We start from the raw sequence: 17,149 nt of genomic DNA on the forward strand, positions 1-17,149 counted from the left end.
CTCAGGCTGCCTCGCTCTTGGCCGCGGCCATCAGCGCCTCGATCTCGGCGACGGTCTTCGGCACGCCGTTGGTCAGCACTTCGCAGCCATTGCGGGTGACCACCACGTCGTCCTCGATGCGTACGCCGATACCGCGCCACTTCTTCGCCACCGAGGTATTGTCCGGGGCGATGTAAATGCCCGGCTCGACGGTCATCGCCATGCCCGGTTCGAGCACCCGCCATTCGCCGCCGACGCGGTACTCGCCGACGTCGTGCACGTCCATCCCCAGCCAGTGGCCGGCGCGGTGCATGTAGAAAGCCTTGTAGGCCTCGTGGGCGATCAGCTCGTCGACGTCGCCCTCCAGCAGGCCCAGGCGCACCAGCCCGGCGGTGATGACCCGTACGGTGGCCTCATGGGCCTCGTTCCAGTGGCGACCGGGGGCGATGTAGTCGAACGCCGCCATGTTGGCTTCCAGCACCAGTTCGTAGATCGCCTTCTGCTCGGGACTGAAGCGGCCATTGGCGGGGAAGGTACGGGTGATGTCGCTGGCGTAGCAGTCGATCTCGCAGCCGGCATCGATCAGGATCAGGTCGCCGTCCTTGATCGCCGCATCGTTCTCGCGGTAGTGCAGGATGCAGGCGTTGCGTCCGGCGGCGACGATCGAGCCGTAGGCCGGCATCTTCGCCCCGCCCTTGCGGAACTCGTATTCCAGTTCGGCTTCCAGGTGGTACTCGAACAGCCCCGGCCGGCACACCTCCATCGCCCGGATGTGCGCCCGGGCGGAGACCTCGGCGGCGTAGCGCATGACCTTCACTTCGTTGGCGCTCTTGTACAGCCGCTGGTCGTGCAGCAGGTGGTCGAGGGCAACGAACTCGTTCGGCGGCTGCGCGCCCTGGCGGGCCTTGGAGCGGATCACGTTGATCCAGTCCATCAGCCGGCGGTCGAAGTCGGGATTGGCGCCAAGGGCGTAGTAGACCCGGTCGCGGCCTTCGATCAGGCCGGGCAGGATGTCGTCGATATCGCCGATGGGAAAGGCGTCGTCGGCGCCGTACTGGCCGATCGCACCGTCCTGGCCGGCGCGCAGGCCGTCCCACAGTTCACGCTCCGGATCCCGCTCGCGGCAGAAAAGCACGTATTCGCCGTGGGCACGGCCGGGAATCAGCGCCATCACCGCCTCCGGCTCGGGGAAGCCGGTGAGGTACTGGAAGTCGCTGTCCTGGCGGTAGACATGCTCGACGTCGCGATTGCGGATGTACATCGGCGCCGCCGGCAGGATGGCGATGCTGTTGGGTTCCATCTGCGCCATCAGCGCCTTGCGCCGACGGGCGTACTCCGACTTGGGGATACGGATCATGCAGAAACCTCAGTGCAGTGAAGGCTTGGGAGCGGGCTCCAGCGGCTTGCCGCACTCGGCGAACAGCAGCAGCGGAGCGACCCGCAGGTATTCCATGACTTCCATATAGTCCGTCTCGCCGTCCTCGCTGTCTTCCAGCTGGCCCTGGACCTGGGCGATGGCGGCCATGTCCTGCAGCACTTCCTCGGCTTCGCCGGTCAGGCTGCCTTCGCGGGCGGTGAGGCCGAAACCGGCGAGGAAACCCTGGCACCATTGGCCGAGCGCCTCGGTGCGCTGGGCGAGCGGGGTTTCGTCGTCGGGCAGGAGCATGACGACGGCGACCTCGCCGGCGGAAAAGTCCTGCCGGACCATGCCGAGCAGGCCGGACAACGCGGCCTTGAGTCGTTCGCCCGGCGCGCCGCCGAGCAGTTCGGCGGCAGCGTGTTGCCAGGCGGCCTCGTCGAAGCCGGCGCCGGCGCAGACCCGACCCAGCAGATGGCCGTGCAGTTCGGCCGGCGAGACCGGCATGGCCGCCTCGGCGAGAAGGGAGGAAAAGGCGCTGTAGGCGGAATTCTGAGTGGACATCTCGGGACCCTGACGGCTGGGCGCCATTGGGGCGCTACACGTGAAATGAAGATGGTTATCCTAGCACCGCCCGCCCCGGCAAGACCATGCGACCGGTTGCCGGCGCGCCGGCCCGGCCGGGGCATTGGCCCCGACCGGGGACGATCCTATATAGTTGTCCAATCACCCCAATTCCCAAGCGAGAGCCCATGGAAGACGCCGATCTGCAATTGTTGACGGCCAAGTTCGACCAGCTGCTCCAGAAGCTGGAACAGCTCAAGGCGGAGAACCGGCTGCTGCGGGCGAACGAAAAGTCCTGGCGCGAAGAGCGCGCTCATCTGATCGAAAAGAACGAAATGGCGAGACACAAGGTCGAAGCGATGATTTTGCGTCTGAAAGCCTTGGAGCAGGACACATGAGCCAGTCGAATACCCTCACCGTGCAGATTCTCGACAAGGAATACTGCATCAATTGCCCGGACGACGAGCGCGCCAACCTGGAAAGCGCCGCCCGTTACCTGGACGGCAAGATGCGCGAGATCCGCTCCAGCGGCAAAGTCATCGGCGCCGACCGGGTTGCCGTGATGGCCGCCCTCAACATCACCCACGACCTGCTGCACCGCAAGGAGCGCCTGGACCAGGAAAGCAGCTCGACCCGCGAGCGCGTGCGCGAACTGCTCGATCGCGTCGACCGCGCCCTGGCGAATCCGGCCGATGCCGGCGAAGCCTGACCCGGGCGCGGCCAATTCGGGTATACTGGCCTCCGCTCCCTGGTGTGTTGGCCAGTCGGTGATGTCCCTGAGCCGATAACTGCAACAACGGAGGTTGCCAGTTGGACCGGTGTGCATGTCCGCACGACGGAAAGCCTTAAGGTCTACTGCAACCGCCACCTTGAACTTTCGGGTTCAAGGGCTAACCCGACAGCGGCACGACCGGGGAGCTACCTTTCCACATGATCGAATCGCAAGACCTCAGCCGCCCGGCCCTGCGCCGCAAGCTCCGCCAGGCGCGCCGCGCGCTCTCCCCCCTGCAGCAACGCCTCGCCGCCCGCGCCCTCTATCGACAACTGGCGCAGCATCCCCTTTTCCGCCGTGCCCGCCATATCGCCCTGTACCTGCCCAACGACGGCGAGATCGACCCGCGTCCGCTGCTGCGTGCGGCGCAGAAGCGCGGCAAGGCCACCTACCTGCCGGTGCTGGCGCCCTGGCCGCGGACGCGCATGGTATTCCAGCGGGTCGGCAGCGGCGAACGCTGGACCCGCAACCGCTTCCGCATCAGCGAACCGCTGGCCGACGCCGGCCGCCAGCGCAAGGCCTGGGCGCTGGACCTGGTACTGCTGCCGCTGGTGGGGTTCGACGAACAGGGCGGGCGCCTGGGCATGGGCGGCGGCTTCTACGACCGCAGCCTGGCCTACCTGGCGAGGCGCAAAAATGGTCACAAACCGACGCTGATCGGCCTGGCCCATGAATGTCAGAAGGTGGATCGACTGGCGCTGGCCAGCTGGGACATTCCCCTGGCGGGAACGGTGACCGATGCGGGCTGGTACGTGGCAGGGAAACGCTAGGAAGGAGGGAGAACCCTGGGTACCGCGTTCCATGCGATACCCGGCGAGTCTTACGGCTGTTGCGTCACCTGGGCGGGCGTACTGGCCTGTCGTTCCCAGAGGCTCTGGGTATAACCGGTGGTGACGACCCCAAGTCCGAAGATGATGACCAAAACCCACAGCAAGTCTGGCTTGCGCTTCATCGATTGCCTCCCCCTTCCAGGCAATTTTCGAGGCCGGTCCTTGCGATTATCTTATCGCCTGAGCACCCTGCCCCGCTGAAAAACGGCATTTTCCGATAAGCTGAAGTCATACGCAATTACACCGGCGACCGGTGGTCACGCGCAGACGTTTCCTACGTACATCTACGAAAGAGGAGCAAAGTTCATGCCTGCCTACTGGCTGATGAAATCCGAGCCGGACGAACTCTCGATCCGCGACCTGCAGCGCCTCGGAACCGCCCGCTGGGATGGCGTGCGCAACTACCAGGCGCGCAACTTCATCCGCAGCATGAACCCCGGCGACCTGTTCTTCTTCTACCACTCCAGTTGCCCGCAGCCCGGCATCGCCGGTATCGCCCGCATCGAGAGCGAAGCCTACCCCGATCCCACGGCCCTGGATCCCGCCAGCCCCTACCACGACCCCAAGGCCAGCGCCGGGAAGAACCCCTGGAGCGCCCGCGACGTCAGCTTCGTCGAAGCCTTCGCCGAGGTCGTTCCACTGGCCCGGCTGAAGGCCCAGGACGCCCTGGCCAACCTCGCCCTGGTGCAGAAGGGCAGCCGCCTCTCGGTAATGCCGGTCAGCGCCGAGGAATGGCAGGCGATCCTGCCGCTGGCGAAACGCTGAAGCCATCGCTCAGGCCATCTGCGAGATGGTCCGGCGGAAACGCCAGAGCGCGCCGAAGAAGAACGCCGAACCGATCACCACGATACCGGCGAACTGCGGCCAGACGATGTCGAAACCGGCGCCGCGGAACAGGATCGCCTGGGCCAGGCTGACGAAATGCGTGGTCGGCGCCGCCAGCATGATGTTCTGCACCAGTTCCGGCATGCTTTCCCGTGGCGTGGTGCCGCCCGAAAGAATGTTCAGCGGCAGCAGCACGAGGATGGTCAACAGTCCGAGCTGCGGCATCGAACGCGCCACCGTGCCGAGGAATATGCCCATGGAGGTGGTGGCGAACAGATGCAATCCGGCGCCGAGCAGGAACAGTCCCACCGAGCCGCTGATCGGCACGTCCAGCCAGCCACGCACCACCCACTGCAACGAGAGCCCCGCCGCCACCAGCACCACCAACCCCATCGACCAGACCTTGGCCATCATGATCTCGAAGGCCGACAGCGGCATCACCAGCAGGTGCTCGACGGTGCCGTGCTCGCGCTCGCGGATCAGCGCGGCGCCGGTGAGGATGATCGACAGCATGGTGATCTGGTTGATCACTTCCATCACCCCACCGAACCAGGCCTGGGTCAGGTTCGGGTTGAATTCCATGCGCACCTCGATCTGCGCCGGCATGCTCGGCTCCGCGCGGTAGCGGCTGACGAATTCGCGCACCTCGGTGGCGACGATGTTCTGGATGTAGCCCGCGCCGGAGAAGGCCTGCCCGGTCTGGGTCGCGTCGACGTTGACCTGGATCGAGGGCTTGCGCCCGGCGAGCACGTCGCGCTGGAAGTCCGGCGGAATATCGAGGGTGAAGGTATACAGGCCGACGTCCATGCCGCGATCCATCTCGGCATGTCCGATCATTTCCGGCGGCCGGAAGTATGGGGGCTGGAAGGCATTGACGATACGCGACGAGAGCTGCGAGCGGTCCTCGTCGACCACCGCGATCGGCGCGTGATGCAAGGTTTCCGGAATACCGGTGGCGGAACTGTAGACGCCCAGGGTGAAGGCCCAGACGATCAGTGCCAGCATCGCGTAGTCGCGGCCGAGACTGCGGAACTCCTTGATGCCCAGGTTGAAGATGTTGGCCAGGCTGCGCATCGCTCAGTCCTCCTGCTTCTTCAGGCAGGCCACGCTGAGCAGGGTCAGCACCACGATGGAAGCGGCAAGCGGCAGGTAGTAGGCCCAGAGATCGGACAGGCCCAGCGATTTGGAAAAGGCGCCGCGGCTGACCACCAGGAAATGCGAGGTCGGATAGAGCTTGCCGATCCAGGCCGCCGCACCCTCCAGCGAGGACACCGGGTGGATCAGCCCGGAGAACTGGATCGCCGGGATCATGGTGGCGATCGCCACGCCGAATACAGCGGCGATCTGGCTGCGCATGAACGTCGAGAGGAACAGCCCTAGGCCAGTGCTGGTGACCACATAGAGGAAAGCGCCGATGGTCAACGCCAGGAAGCTGCCCTTGAGCGGCACGCGAAATACCACGATGGCCAGGACCAGCATCAGCAGGAAGTTGATCATGCCCATGGCGACGTAGGGCAGCTGCTTGCCGACCAGGAACTCCAGGCGCGTCACCGGGGTGACATAGAGGTTGGTGATCGAACCCAGTTCCTTTTCGCGCACCACGCCGAGGGCGGTGAGCATGGCCGGGATCATGATCAGCAGCAGCGGGATCACCGCCGGCACCATCGCCTTCAGGCTTTCCACGTCGGGGTTGTAGCGATAGCGCACCTCGGTGCTGGCCGCCGCGCTGGCCTCGGCCCCACCCGCCTGCCGCGAGAGGTCCGCCAGGTAGCTGGTGTGCAGACCCTGCACGTAGCCGAGCACGGTGTTGGCACGGGTCGGCATCGCTCCGTCGATCCACACGCCGATGGCCGGATCGGAGCCACGCTTGAGATCGCGCCCGAAGTTCGGCGGAATCTCCACCGCCAGGCTCAGCTCGCCGCTGCGCAGGCGCCGGTCGAGGTCGTCCGGGTCGGTGATCGGCGCATGTTCGACGAAATAGCGCGAGCCGGCGATATTCAGCGCGTAGGCCTGGCTGGTGGTGGTCTGGTCACGGTCGAGGACCGCCCAGGAGAGGTCCTCGACGTCCATGTTGATGCCGTAGCCGATGATGAACATCAGCAGCGCGGTGCCGAGCAGGGCCAGGGTCAGGCGGATCGGGTCGCGGCGCAGTTCCATGGCTTCGCGGCGCGCATAGCTGAACAGCCGCAGGGGGCTGAAGCGTTCGCGTTGCGCCTGGCGCCCCTGGCCATCGCCGGGCTGCTCCGCGACGGCCGGCGCCTCGGCCGGTTGCGCTGGCGCGGCGGCACCGGCGGCTTCTTCCAGGTACGCGATGAAGGTCGCTTCCAGGGTCGGCAGGCCACGCTGGCGCACCAGCTCATCGGGAGTATCGCTGGCCAGTACCTTGCCGGCATGCATCAGCGAGATGCGATCGCAGCGCTGGGCCTCGTTCATGAAGTGGGTGGAAATGAAGATGGTCACCCCGTCGCGGCGCGACAGCTCGACCATCAGTTCCCAGAAGCCGTCGCGAGCCACCGGATCGACCCCCGAGGTGGGCTCGTCGAGGATCAGGATCTCCGGCTTGTGGATCACCGCCACCGCCAACGACAGACGCTGGCGAATGCCCAGCGGCAGGTCGTTGGGCAGCTCGTCGGCCACCTTCTCCAGGTCGAAGCGCCGGAGCATTTCGCCGACCCGTGCCGGGATGCCATCCGCCGGCAGGTGGAACAGCCGGGCGTGCAACACCAGGTTCTGCCGCACGCTCAGCTCGGCATACAGGGAAAAGGCCTGGGACATGTAGCCGACCCGGCGACGGGTCGCCATGTCGCTGGCGTCCACCGGCTGGCCGAACAGCGCGCACGTGCCTTCGCTGGCCGGCAGCAGGCCGGTGAGCATCTTCATGGTGGTGGACTTGCCGCAGCCGTTGGAGCCGAGGAAGCCGAAGATCTCCCCACGCTCGATACGGAAGCTGACGTGATCGACCGCGACGAAGTCGCCGAAACGACAGGTCAGGCCCTCGGCCTCGATGGCGATCCGCGGCGCGCCTTCGCTCTGCGGTCGCGGCGGGATCACCAATCGATGGTGGCCGGCGCGCTTGCTTTCCGGCAGCAGGGCGATGAACGCCGACTCGAGGCTCTGCGTCCCGGTACGCTCGCGCAGCTCCTGCGGCGTACCGGTGGCCAGGACCTTTCCGTCGTCCATCGCCACCAGCCAGTCGAAGCGCTCGGCTTCCTCCATGTAGGCGGTGGCGACCAGCACGCTCATGCCTTCGCGGCCCGCGCGGATACGGCCGATCAGCTCCCAGAACTGGTTGCGCGACAGCGGGTCGACGCCGGTGGTCGGCTCGTCGAGGATCAGCAGGTCGGGATCGTGGATCAGCGCGCAGCACAGCCCGAGCTTCTGCTTCATGCCGCCGGACAGCTTGCCCGCAGGACGCTCGGCGAACGGCGCCAATCCGGTGCTTTGCAGCAGATCGGCGATGCGCCGCTCGCGCTCGGCCTTGTCGTGGCCGAACAGCCGACCGAAGAAGTCGACGTTCTCGAACACCGAGAGCGTCGGGTAGAGGTTCTTGCCCAGCCCCTGGGGCATGTAGGCGATGCGCGGGCAGACCGCCCGGCGGTGGCGGCGGTCGCGCATGTCGCCATCGAGTACGCGGATCTCGCCATCCTGCATCTTCCGTGCGCCGGCCAGCAGCGCCAGCAGGCTGGACTTGCCGACCCCGTCCGGACCGATCAGGCCGACCATGCGGTTGGCCGGGATCTCCAGGCTGACGTCGTCAACCGCACGCGTCTCGCCGTAGCGCAGCGAAACGCCCCGGAGGCTCGCCACGCCGCTCCCGCCAGCGGTCATTGCGGAACCTTGATCTGCAGGTTGGCCGGCCACTCGACCTCAGGGTCCAGTCGCAGGTAGGCCATTCCGGGCACGCCGGTCTTGACGTAGGTGATGTATTTTTCCAGCAGCGCCGGATCGAGCCGCGCCTTGACCCGGAACATCAGCTTCTCCCGCTCGTTGGCGGTTTCCACCGTTTTCGGGGTGAACTGGGCGACACTGGCGACATAGGACACCTTGGCCGGGATCACGTAGTCCGGCACCGCGTCGATCACCAAGCGCACTTCCTGGCCCAGTCCGACCCTGCCGGCCTGCATGGATGGCAGGAAGAAAGTCATGTAGACGTCGGCCAGGTCGACCATGTTGAGGAGCTTGCCACCGGCCGGCAGCACTTCCCCCGGCTGTGCCACGCGGTACTGCACGCGGCCGTTGCGCGGCGCCTTGAGCAGGCTGTCGTCGATATCCGCCTGGAGCCGGGCGACGCTGGCCTTGGCCGCCTCGATGGCCGACTGCGCCTCGATTACCTGGGAACGCCCGGCCTCGATCGCCGCCTGCGCCGAAATCACTTGCGAGCGTGCCGCGGACAACGCCGCCTGGGCGCTCTGCAGGGTCGCCCGATCGTCGTCGAGTTGCTGTTGCGGCAGGGCATTGCGCTTGACCAGCGCCTCGGTACGGGTGAAGCGCTTCTGCGCCGCTGTCAGCTCTGCCTGGCGCTGCGCCACCACGGCCTGGGCGGTGCTCTTCTCGCTCTCGCGCTGGGCCACCAGCGAGGTCGCGGTGAGCTTGGCGTTCTCCGCCTGGCGCACCTGGGCCTGGGCCTGGGCCAACTGCGCCTCGAGCACCTGGGTATCCATCCGCGCGACGATTTCGCCGGCCTTGACGAAGTCGCCCTCGTCGACCTTGATCTCGGCGACCCGCCCGGGAAGCTTGGCCGCCACGTCCACCTCGGTGGCCTCGATGCGTCCGTTGCCGCTGGCGAATCCCTCGCCCAGGCCGGTCGGTCGCGATACCTGCCAGACCAGCACGCCTACGCCGAGCAGCGCCGCCACGATCAAGGCACGGCTCAGCCACCGTTTGCTTTCCTGTTTCATCCCTTCTCCTCGCACGTCCGGCCAGGCCGCGGCGATGGCGCTCACGCTGGAAAGCGCGGCCGCCGCGGACTTCACTGGCTCGATTGTCCCTCCAGGGCGGCGCGCGGGTGTTGATGCACGTCAGACGCGCCCGACCGAATCTCACAGGAAAGCAGAATCGCCGGTGCCTCGCATCCGGGAGCGCGGGACAGAACGGATAGTTGACCTCAGGGCTGGACGATGAGGTTGTTGAACAGCAGGTCGGTCACCAGCGGCTTGCCCTCTTCCTGCTCGAGGGTCTGCTGGACCTGCTTCAGCGCCTCCTGGCGCAGGCTTTCCTTGGCCTCGACCGTACCCAGGCTCTGGTCGGTCTGCTGGGCGAACAGCATGATCAACTGGTTGCGGATCAAGGGCTCGTGATGCTCGACCTTGGTCGCCGCGTCCTTGTCGGCCACCTGCAGGGCGATGTCGGCCTTGTAGTACTGCAGGCGCGGCCCGCTGCCGTAGTTGCCGACCAGCGCCGGGGTCAGGTCGACGTAGACCGGCTTGTTCGCGCCCTCGCCTTCCGGCGCGGCCTCCTCGGCCGAGGCGAACGACGGGAACAGACTCAGGCACAGGGCCAGCGACAGGGCAATGGGGGTTCTCACGGGCGCATCTCCTCGACGAATGCCGGCAAGCATAGCCAGACTCTCGGCCGGGCCCAAGCCCGGGGTTTATGGACAACCATCAGTTGCGGCGATGCTGATTGACCCCCGGCGTCTCCCTCCTACACTGGCCGGACCGCAAACTGGAGCGTCCCCGATGAAAGCCGTCCTCTGCAAAGCCTTCGGCCCGGCCAGCAGCCTGGTCCTGGAAGAAATCGCCAGCCCGAGCCCGGCGAAGAACGAAATCCTCCTCGATGTGCACGCCGCCGGGGTCAACTTCCCAGACACCCTGATCATCGAGGGCAAGTATCAGTTCAAGCCACCCTTCCCCTTCTCCCCGGGCGGCGAGGCGGCCGGGGTGGTCGCCGCGGTCGGTGAAAAGGTCGCCCACGTCAGGCCCGGCGACCGGGTCATGGCCCTGACCGGCTGGGGCAGCTTCGCCGAGCAGGTCAAGGTGCCCGGCTATAACGTGATGCCGATTCCCGAAGGCATGGACTTCGCCAGCGCCGCCGCCTTCGGCATGACCTACGGCACCTCGATGCACGCCCTGAAACAGCGCGCCAATCTGCAACCCGGCGAGACCCTGCTGGTGCTCGGCGCTTCCGGCGGGGTCGGGCTGGCTGCCGTGGAGATCGGCAAGGCCATGGGCGCGCGGGTGATCGCTGCCGCCAGTACCCCCGACAAGCTCGCCGTGGCCAAGGCCGCCGGCGCCGACGAACTGATCAACTACAGCGAAGGTAGCCTGCGCGAGCAGCTCAAGGCCTTGACCGGCGGCCAGGGCGTCGATGTGATCTACGATCCGGTGGGCGGCGAACTGTTCGAGGAGGCCTTCCGCAGCATCGCCTGGAACGGACGGATGCTGGTGGTCGGCTTCGCCAGCGGCAGCATCCCTTCGCTGCCGGCCAACCTGACCCTGCTCAAGGGCGCCTCGCTGGTCGGCGTGTTCTGGGGATCGTTCGCCCAACGCCAGCCGCAGGACAACGCTGACAACTTCCGCCAGCTGTTCGCCTGGCACGCCGAAGGCAAACTGAAGCCGCTGGTGTCGCAGCGCTTCCCGCTGGAACGGGCCGGCGACGCTATCGACGCCCTCGGCCAGCGCAGGGCGGTCGGCAAGGTGGTGGTGGAGGTTCGCTGAGCCACGAAGGCGGCGAGTATTGCCTCCCGCCCGTGCGGAGAAAGGCATGGCGGGCCGGAGCGATACACCGGCCGAGGCCCACGCTGTCAGATGTTTTTCCCCTATGAAGGCCCCGGTTTCCGACCGGGGCTTTCTTATTTCCGACCAATGCACTCAACCTGTAACATTTCCGCTATTTTTTCATTTACGAAAAATGTAGTGTTCGCAACCGCGCAAAAAGGCGCGACACAACAACAAGCGGAGCTCGCGATGTTCGGAATCTTTCGTCCCGCGCCACACCAGGCGCCACTGCCCGATGCCGAGGTGGACAGCACCTACCGGCGCCTGCGCTGGCAGATCTTCGCCGGTATCTTCATCGGCTACGCGGGTTACTACCTGCTGCGCAAGAACTTCTCCCTGGCCATGCCCTACCTCATCGAGGACGGCTACAGCCGCGGTCAACTGGGCGTCGCGATGTCGGCCATCGCCATCGCCTACGGCCTGTCGAAATTCATCATGGGCCTGGTCTCGGATCGTTCCAACCCACGGGTCTTCCTGCCGTTCGGCCTGTTGGTGTCGGCGGCGGTGATGTTCATTTTCGGATTCGCGCACTGGGCTACCTCCAGCGTCGCCATCATGTTCGTCCTGCTCTTCATCAACGGCTGGGCCCAGGGCATGGGCTGGCCGCCGAGCGGACGGACCATGGTCCACTGGTGGTCGCAGAAGGAGCGCGGCAGCGTGGTCTCGGTGTGGAACGTCGCCCACAACGTCGGCGGCGGCCTGATCGGCCCGCTGTTCCTGCTCGGCCTGGCGCTGTTCGGCGACTGGCGCTCGGCCTTCTACGTGCCGGCCATCGTCGCCGTGGGCGTAGCCGTGTTCGCCTATTTCGCCATGCGCGACACCCCGCAATCCTGCGGCCTGCCACCGATCGAGAAGCACAAGGACGACTACCCCGAAGGCTACGACGAACACCACGAGCGCGAGCTGTCGACCAAGGAGATCTTCGTCACCTACGTGCTGCGCAACAAGCTGCTCTGGTACATCGCCCTGGCCAACGTGTTCGTCTACCTGCTGCGCTACGGTGTGCTCGACTGGGCGCCGACCTACCTCAAGGAGGCCAAGCACTTCAACGTCGACAAGTCGTCCTGGGCGTACTTCTTCTACGAATGGGCGGGGATTCCCGGCACCCTGCTCTGCGGCTGGCTGTCGGACAAGCTGTTCAAGGGCAATCGCGGCGCCACCGGCGTGGTGTTCATGATCCTGGTGACCGTCGGCACCCTGATCTACTGGCTGAACCCGGCCGGCAACCCGGCGATCGACATGGCTGCGCTGATCATGATCGGCTTCCTGATCTACGGCCCGGTGATGCTGATCGGCTTGCAGGCCCTGGAACTGGCGCCGAAGAAAGCGGCCGGCACCGCCGCCGGCTTCACCGGTCTGTTCGGCTACCTCGGCGGCTCGGTGGCGGCCAACGCCCTGGTCGGCTACACGGTGGACCACTTCGGCTGGGACGGTGGCTTCAAGCTGCTGATCGGCGCCTGCCTGCTGGCCATCCTGTTCCTCTGCCTGACCCTGCGCAAACCCGCGGTCCAGGCCGCGCCGCAGCAAGCCGGCTGATGACGCGGCGGCTCCGGCGCCAGGCCGGAGCCGCGTTCAGTCCCGCGGCGCGTAGGCGAACACGTCGGCGCGCATCTGGTGCGCATCCATCCCTGCTTCGACCAGGGCATCCAGGGTCGCGTAGACCATCGCCGGCGAGCCGCTGGCATACACATGCAGGCTCGACAGGTCGGCGAAATCCTCGCGCACCGCCTCGTGCAGCAAGCCGCAACGCCCCTCCCAGCCACAGAGGTCGCTGACCACCCGGTGCAGGAACAGGTTCGGCAGGCCTTCCCACTCCGTCCAGTGCGGCAGACGGTAGAAATCCTCCGGACGCCGAACGCCCCAGTAGAGATGTACAGGATGGGCGAAGCCGGCGGCGCGGCAGTGCTCGATCAGGCTGTGCATCTGCGACATGCCGGTTCCCGCGGCGATCAGCACCAGCGGACCGTCGGGCAGTTCCGCCAGGTGCGCGTCGCCGAACGGCAGCTGGATCCGTGCCAGGCGCTCGCGCTGCAATTGCGCGATCAGCGCGACGGCACTGTCTTCCTTGGCCAGGATGTGCAACTCAAGGTCGCGTCCCGCATGCGGCGCGGAGGCCAGGGAAAACGCCGCGCTGTCGCCGCCGTCACGCTCCAGCAACAGGTACTGCCCGGCGTGATAGCGTGGCGGCTTGCCGGCCGGCGCGCGCAGGCCGACCCGGTAGACGTCGCCGCCGACCTCTTCGCAGAAGCTCAACTGGCAGGTCAGCTTGCGCAGAGGCAGTTCACCCGGCGCCAGCACCCCGTCCCAATGCAGCACGCAGTCTTCCAGCGGCTCAGCGAGGCAGGTGAAGAGTTCGCCATGATCGCGTACCTCGCCGTTCTGGCGTACCCGCCCCTCCACCAGCAGCGCCGCGCAGATATGGCAGTTGCCGTTGCGGCAGCTCTGCGGACAGTCGTAGCCAAGCCGCCGGGCGCCATCGAGGATGCGTTCCCCCGGCAGCAGCTCGAGGCAGGCGCCGGACGGTTGCAGGACGATACGCATCAGTCGATCCCGAGGCTCGACCAGAGCGCGTCGATGCGCCGTGTCACCGCTTCGTCCTTGACGATGGCGCGCCCCCATTCGCGGCTGGTCTCGCCCGGCCACTTGTGGGTGGCATCAAGCCCCATCTTCGAGCCGAGGCCGGAAACCGGCGAGGCGAAGTCGAGGTAGTCGATGGGCGTGTTGTCGATCATCACCGTGTCGCGCTTGGGGTCCATCCGCGTGGTGATGGCCCAGATCACATCGTTCCAGTCGCGCGCATCGATGTCATCGTCGGTGACGATGACGAACTTGGTGTACATGAACTGCCGCAGGAACGACCAGACCCCGAGCATCACGCGCTTGGCGTGCCCTGGGTACTGCTTCTTCATGGTCACCACCGCCATCCGGTAGGAACAACCTTCCGGCGGCAGGTAGAAATCGACGATTTCCGGGAACTGCTTCTGCAGGATCGGCACGAACACTTCGTTCAGCGCCACCCCGAGGATCGCCGGCTCGTCCGGCGGACGCCCGGTGTAGGTGCTGTGGTAGATCGGTTTCTGCCGGCGGGTGACGCGCTCGACGGTGAACACCGGGAAGCGATCGACCTCGTTGTAGTAGCCGGTGTGATCGCCATAGGGACCTTCGTCGGCCATCTCGCCGGGGTGGATCACCCCTTCGAGGACGATCTCGGCGCTGGCCGGCACCTGCAAGTCGCTCCCGCGACACTTGACCAGCTCGGTACGATGCCCGCGCAACAGGCCGGCGAAAGCGTATTCGGAAAGGGTGTCCGGCACCGGCGTCACCGCACCGAGGATGGTCGCCGGATCGGCGCCCAGCGCCACGGCTACCGGATAGGGCTGGCCCGGATGCTTCTGGCACCACTCGCGGTAGTCCAGTGCGCCGCCGCGATGGCTGAGCCAGCGCATGATCACCTTGTTGCGGCCGATCACCTGCTGGCGGTAGATGCCCAGGTTCTGCCGTTCCTTGTTCGGCCCGCGGGTAACGGTCAGGCCCCAGGTGATCAGCGGCCCGACATCGCCCGGCCAGCAGGTCTGGACCGGCAGCCGGCCGAGGTCGACGTCCTCGCCCTCCTCGACCACTTCCTGGCAGGGAGCGTCCTTGAGCACCTTCGGCGCCATGGACAGGACCTTCCTGTACATCGGCAGCTTGGCCCAGGCGTCCTTGAGGCCCTTCGGCGGCTCGGGCTCCTTGAGTTGCGCCAGCAGCTTGCCGATCTCGCGCAGCGCGCCGACGTCCTCGGCGCCCATGCCCAGCGCCACGCGCTCCGGCGTACCGAACAGGTTGCCGAGCACCGGCATGTCGAAGCCGGTCGGCTTTTCGAACAGCAATGCCGGGCCCTTGGCGCGCAACGTGCGGTCGCACACCTCGGTCATCTCGAGCACGGGGGAAATCGGCACCTGGATGCGCTTCAACGCACCGCGCTGCTCCAGCTGGGCGATGAAATCGCGGAGATCCTTGAACGTCATTGGCCTAACCATTCACTGCAAGACCCCACATCCTACCTGCTCCCGGCCCATCCGGCAGCAGGCAAACGCGGCATTCGGTCACTGCTGGCTGGCGATCCTCGAGTCGTCGAGGCTCTGTAGCATCGGCTCGAACAAAGGCCCGAGTTCATGGGCCCCCTGGGTCGAAAGGTGGTTGTTATCCATGTACAGCGACCAGCCATCACGTTCGGCGAAACAATCCAGGCCATCGCAGAGCACGCTGGAGGGGTCGAGCACGCTCACCCGCGGGTTGCCTTCGGCCAACGCATCGAACAGCGCATTCACGTAGGCGACGCGCGCGGCGTGCTCAGCGAAGGGAAAACGTGCGCGCCCGACATCCTCCCCGCTCAGACTCAGCCGCACCAGCCGCGCCGGTGCCTTGAATGGCAGCAGCGGTACGTCCTTGACCAGCCAGACATGTACGTCGGCCGCGTTCAGCCTTTCGATCATCCCGCTCAGGCGTTGCCGCAGCAGCGCCTCGGCGATCGAGCTGTCCGGCGTGTCGTCCGGCTCGCGGAGAATGTTGCGGGTACCATCCTGCGAGTCGCCGTATATATACATGTCCCAGCGCCCGGCGAGGATCACCCCGCCCGGCCGCTGCTGTTCGACGAACTCGAGCATCTGCTGGTTGAAACGCAGGCAATTGTCCTTTTCCAGCATCCCCAGCAACGGCGGACAGCCCGCCAGCGAAGCCTGCCAGATCGGCAGTCGGCGACTGGTAGCCAGTTCGCGCAGCAGCGGGCTCAACGCCGCGGAATGGCTGTCGCCCCAACTGACCAGCAGCGGTCGTTCGGCAGCCAGTTCCGCCGGGAAGCGGCAGATGCTTTCCTGACTGAGCGCCTTCTTGTCGAACATGCAGTCGGTCTGCCCATCGCGCCATTTGGACGCCTTGGCATAACGCAAGGCTTCCTCGGAAAGACGCGACGGCACGCCGTCGTAATGCCGCACCAACTGGCCGATGACTCCCAGCAGCAGCAAGCTGCACAGCGCCGCGCCAAGCATCTGCCGGCGCCCGGCGAACAGCTTGCGCTCGCGGAACGGTGCCTCGACGCAGTACAGCGACAGTGCCGCCAGGCCGATGCTCGCCGCCAGCAACCCCAGGCGTGCCGGCAGGCCCAGGGTTTCCAGTGCGTGGTACTGGACGAAGACGTACAGCGGCCAGTGCCAGAGGTACAGCGAATAGGAGATCAGACCGAACCAGACCAGCGGTTGCCAGCCCAGCAGGCGGCGAGCCCAGGTGTCGCCTGCGCCGTTGGCCCAGATCAGCAGGGCGGTGCCAAGCACCGCCGGCAGCGCCGCGAGGCCGGGGAAAGGAGTGTCGCTGTCGTAGAAGAACACCGGCAGGAGAATCGCCGCTATGCCGAGGGTGGCCGCCAGTTGCAGGGACCACTGCGAATGACCGCGGCTAGCGCCCGGCAGCAACGCCAGCGCGGCACCCGCCAGGAGTTCCCAGGCGCGCATCGGCAGGAGGAAGAATGCACTGCCAGGTCGCTGGCTCACCGCCCAGACGCTGGCCGCCAGCGATAGCGCCAGAACCGCGAGGAGGATGGCGAGCCGCCAGCGCAGCAGGCGCCCGGAGATCGCGGCCAGCAGTAGCGGGAAGAGAATGTAGAACTGCTCTTCCACCGACAACGACCAGGTATGCAATAGCGGCTTGAATTCGGACGCGGCGTCGAAATAGCCATCCTGCTTCCAGAACAGGATGTTCGAGGCGACCATCGTCTGGTAACGCACCGCACGACCCAGTTGCTCGTAGTCCCGCGGCTCCATCAGGAACCAGCCGGCCGCCAGGCTGACGGCCATCATAACGAACAAAGCGGGGAGGATGCGTCGCGCCCGGCGAGCCCAGAAATCGACGAAGCTGAAACGCCCGGCCTGCCGATCGCGCCGGATGATCGAAGTGATCAGGTAGCCGGAAATCACCAGAAAGACATCGACGCCGACATACCCGCCGGTGAAACCGCCCAAGCCCAAGTGATAGAACACCACCGGCAAGATGGCCAGTGCGCGCAATCCATCGATATCTCTTCGATAAGGCAGGCTCGACATCTATTTTTCTCCAGGCATGAAAAAAGGCGCTC

16 protein-coding genes and 1 other RNA gene are annotated in these 17,149 nt (G+C 66.1%); 7 read left to right on the forward strand and 10 right to left on the reverse strand.

What is annotated here, in order from left to right; genetic code table 11:
- Nucleotide 1 precedes the first annotated feature (1 nt).
- On the reverse strand, nt 2-1,336 hold the full coding sequence (pepP, locus tag LE197_RS26285) for a Xaa-Pro aminopeptidase (RefSeq protein WP_003096308.1): 1,335 nt from the start codon (nt 1,334-1,336) through the stop codon (nt 2-4).
- 9 nt (nt 1,337-1,345) lie between these two features.
- Nucleotides 1,346-1,900 (reverse strand): YecA family protein, encoded by a 555-nt coding sequence (locus tag LE197_RS26290; protein ID WP_003099193.1) that lies wholly within the window; start codon nt 1,898-1,900, stop codon nt 1,346-1,348.
- 188 nt (nt 1,901-2,088) lie between these two features.
- Here LE197_RS26290 and LE197_RS26295 point away from each other — a divergent pair, with 188 nt between their 5' ends.
- The 4 genes from LE197_RS26295 to LE197_RS26310 all read left to right on the forward strand — a co-directional run bounded on the left by LE197_RS26295 (nt 2,089) and on the right by LE197_RS26310 (nt 3,442).
- Nucleotides 2,089-2,298, forward strand: coding sequence for a TIGR02449 family protein (locus LE197_RS26295; protein ID WP_003096314.1), 210 nt, complete (start codon nt 2,089-2,091; stop codon nt 2,296-2,298).
- Nucleotides 2,295-2,609: a cell division protein ZapA gene (locus tag LE197_RS26300; RefSeq protein WP_003096316.1), complete on the forward strand. Its 315-nt coding sequence runs from the start codon at nt 2,295-2,297 to the stop codon at nt 2,607-2,609. The genes LE197_RS26295 and LE197_RS26300 overlap by 4 nt, the downstream gene beginning before the upstream one ends.
- 33 nt (nt 2,610-2,642) lie before the next feature.
- Nucleotides 2,643-2,821: non-coding RNA, 6S RNA (ssrS, locus tag LE197_RS26305), on the forward strand.
- Nucleotides 2,822-2,830: 9 nt separating this feature from the next.
- Nucleotides 2,831-3,442 carry a 5-formyltetrahydrofolate cyclo-ligase gene (locus LE197_RS26310; protein WP_003096321.1) on the forward strand — a complete coding sequence of 204 codons (612 nt, stop codon included), beginning with the start codon at nt 2,831-2,833 and terminating at the stop codon, nt 3,440-3,442.
- A 50-nt stretch (nt 3,443-3,492) separates the two neighbouring features.
- On the opposite strand, the gene LE197_RS36955 is transcribed toward LE197_RS26310, so the two are convergent.
- Complete coding sequence (locus LE197_RS36955; RefSeq protein WP_003096323.1) at nt 3,493-3,624, reverse strand: hypothetical protein; 132 nt, start codon at nt 3,622-3,624, stop codon at nt 3,493-3,495.
- Between the two features lie 184 nt (nt 3,625-3,808).
- Between LE197_RS36955 and LE197_RS26315 the strand changes: the two genes are divergently transcribed.
- Complete coding sequence (locus LE197_RS26315) at nt 3,809-4,267, forward strand: EVE domain-containing protein (RefSeq protein ID WP_019681682.1); 459 nt, start codon at nt 3,809-3,811, stop codon at nt 4,265-4,267.
- Nucleotides 4,268-4,276: 9 nt separating this feature from the next.
- On the opposite strand, the gene LE197_RS26320 is transcribed toward LE197_RS26315, so the two are convergent.
- From LE197_RS26320 to LE197_RS26335, 4 genes are all read right to left on the reverse strand, one after another.
- Entirely contained in the window at nt 4,277-5,401 is a 1,125-nt protein-coding gene (locus LE197_RS26320; protein WP_003099197.1) for an ABC transporter permease, read from the reverse strand.
- A 3-nt stretch (nt 5,402-5,404) separates the two neighbouring features.
- On the reverse strand, nt 5,405-8,155 hold the full coding sequence (rbbA, locus tag LE197_RS26325) for a ribosome-associated ATPase/putative transporter RbbA (protein ID WP_003457794.1): 2,751 nt from the start codon (nt 8,153-8,155) through the stop codon (nt 5,405-5,407).
- Nucleotides 8,152-9,225 carry an HlyD family secretion protein gene (locus LE197_RS26330; protein ID WP_003099200.1) on the reverse strand — a complete coding sequence of 358 codons (1,074 nt, stop codon included), beginning with the start codon at nt 9,223-9,225 and terminating at the stop codon, nt 8,152-8,154. Before LE197_RS26330 ends, rbbA begins: the two co-directional genes overlap by 4 nt.
- Before the next feature lie 206 nt (nt 9,226-9,431).
- On the reverse strand, nt 9,432-9,851 hold the full coding sequence (locus LE197_RS26335) for a flagellar basal body-associated protein FliL (RefSeq protein ID WP_003096328.1): 420 nt from the start codon (nt 9,849-9,851) through the stop codon (nt 9,432-9,434).
- 154 nt (nt 9,852-10,005) lie between these two features.
- Here LE197_RS26335 and LE197_RS26340 point away from each other — a divergent pair, with 154 nt between their 5' ends.
- Together LE197_RS26340 and glpT are read left to right on the forward strand one after the other, a co-directional pair.
- Nucleotides 10,006-10,983 carry an NADPH:quinone oxidoreductase family protein gene (locus LE197_RS26340; RefSeq protein ID WP_003114042.1) on the forward strand — a complete coding sequence of 326 codons (978 nt, stop codon included), beginning with the start codon at nt 10,006-10,008 and terminating at the stop codon, nt 10,981-10,983.
- Between the two features lie 249 nt (nt 10,984-11,232).
- The gene (glpT, locus tag LE197_RS26345) at nt 11,233-12,579 is read left to right on the forward strand and encodes a glycerol-3-phosphate transporter (protein WP_003096330.1); all 1,347 of its coding nucleotides are present in this window, start codon (nt 11,233-11,235) and stop codon (nt 12,577-12,579) included.
- 36 nt (nt 12,580-12,615) lie between these two features.
- Here glpT and LE197_RS26350 read toward each other — a convergent pair whose 3' ends face one another.
- From LE197_RS26350 to LE197_RS26360, 3 genes are all read right to left on the reverse strand, one after another.
- Complete coding sequence (locus tag LE197_RS26350) at nt 12,616-13,584, reverse strand: CDP-6-deoxy-delta-3,4-glucoseen reductase (protein ID WP_003096331.1); 969 nt, start codon at nt 13,582-13,584, stop codon at nt 12,616-12,618.
- Nucleotides 13,584-15,050 carry a 4-hydroxy-3-polyprenylbenzoate decarboxylase gene (gene ubiD, locus LE197_RS26355; protein WP_003096332.1) on the reverse strand — a complete coding sequence of 489 codons (1,467 nt, stop codon included), beginning with the start codon at nt 15,048-15,050 and terminating at the stop codon, nt 13,584-13,586. Before ubiD ends, LE197_RS26350 begins: the two co-directional genes overlap by 1 nt.
- Nucleotides 15,051-15,128: 78 nt before the next feature.
- Nucleotides 15,129-17,117 carry an acyltransferase family protein gene (locus LE197_RS26360; RefSeq protein WP_023108877.1) on the reverse strand — a complete coding sequence of 663 codons (1,989 nt, stop codon included), beginning with the start codon at nt 17,115-17,117 and terminating at the stop codon, nt 15,129-15,131.
- Nucleotides 17,118-17,149: the final 32 nt, after the last annotated feature.

Source organism: Pseudomonas sp. PS1(2021) (genome assembly GCF_020405165.1).
Classification (GTDB): Bacteria; Pseudomonadota; Gammaproteobacteria; order Pseudomonadales; family Pseudomonadaceae; genus Pseudomonas; species Pseudomonas aeruginosa.

What these genes read in the sequence shown, in the direction of transcription:
- glpT (WP_003096330.1), top strand. Translation starts at nt 11,233, where the DNA reads ATGTTCGGAATCTTTCGTCCCGCGCCACACCAGGCGCCACTGCCCGAT.
- LE197_RS26310 (WP_003096321.1), top strand. Translation starts at nt 2,831, where the DNA reads ATGATCGAATCGCAAGACCTCAGCCGCCCGGCCCTGCGCCGCAAGCTC.
- LE197_RS26330 (WP_003099200.1), bottom strand. Translation starts at nt 9,225, where the DNA reads ATGAAACAGGAAAGCAAACGGTGGCTGAGCCGTGCCTTGATCGTGGCG.
- LE197_RS26290 (WP_003099193.1), bottom strand. Translation starts at nt 1,900, where the DNA reads ATGTCCACTCAGAATTCCGCCTACAGCGCCTTTTCCTCCCTTCTCGCC.
- rbbA (WP_003457794.1), bottom strand. Translation starts at nt 8,155, where the DNA reads ATGACCGCTGGCGGGAGCGGCGTGGCGAGCCTCCGGGGCGTTTCGCTG.
- LE197_RS26300 (WP_003096316.1), top strand. Translation starts at nt 2,295, where the DNA reads ATGAGCCAGTCGAATACCCTCACCGTGCAGATTCTCGACAAGGAATAC.
- pepP (WP_003096308.1), bottom strand. Translation starts at nt 1,336, where the DNA reads ATGATCCGTATCCCCAAGTCGGAGTACGCCCGTCGGCGCAAGGCGCTG.
- LE197_RS26340 (WP_003114042.1), top strand. Translation starts at nt 10,006, where the DNA reads ATGAAAGCCGTCCTCTGCAAAGCCTTCGGCCCGGCCAGCAGCCTGGTC.
- LE197_RS26320 (WP_003099197.1), bottom strand. Translation starts at nt 5,401, where the DNA reads ATGCGCAGCCTGGCCAACATCTTCAACCTGGGCATCAAGGAGTTCCGC.
- LE197_RS26360 (WP_023108877.1), bottom strand. Translation starts at nt 17,117, where the DNA reads ATGTCGAGCCTGCCTTATCGAAGAGATATCGATGGATTGCGCGCACTG.
- LE197_RS26350 (WP_003096331.1), bottom strand. Translation starts at nt 13,584, where the DNA reads ATGCGTATCGTCCTGCAACCGTCCGGCGCCTGCCTCGAGCTGCTGCCG.
- LE197_RS36955 (WP_003096323.1), bottom strand. Translation starts at nt 3,624, where the DNA reads ATGAAGCGCAAGCCAGACTTGCTGTGGGTTTTGGTCATCATCTTCGGA.
- LE197_RS26315 (WP_019681682.1), top strand. Translation starts at nt 3,809, where the DNA reads ATGCCTGCCTACTGGCTGATGAAATCCGAGCCGGACGAACTCTCGATC.
- LE197_RS26295 (WP_003096314.1), top strand. Translation starts at nt 2,089, where the DNA reads ATGGAAGACGCCGATCTGCAATTGTTGACGGCCAAGTTCGACCAGCTG.
- ubiD (WP_003096332.1), bottom strand. Translation starts at nt 15,050, where the DNA reads ATGACGTTCAAGGATCTCCGCGATTTCATCGCCCAGCTGGAGCAGCGC.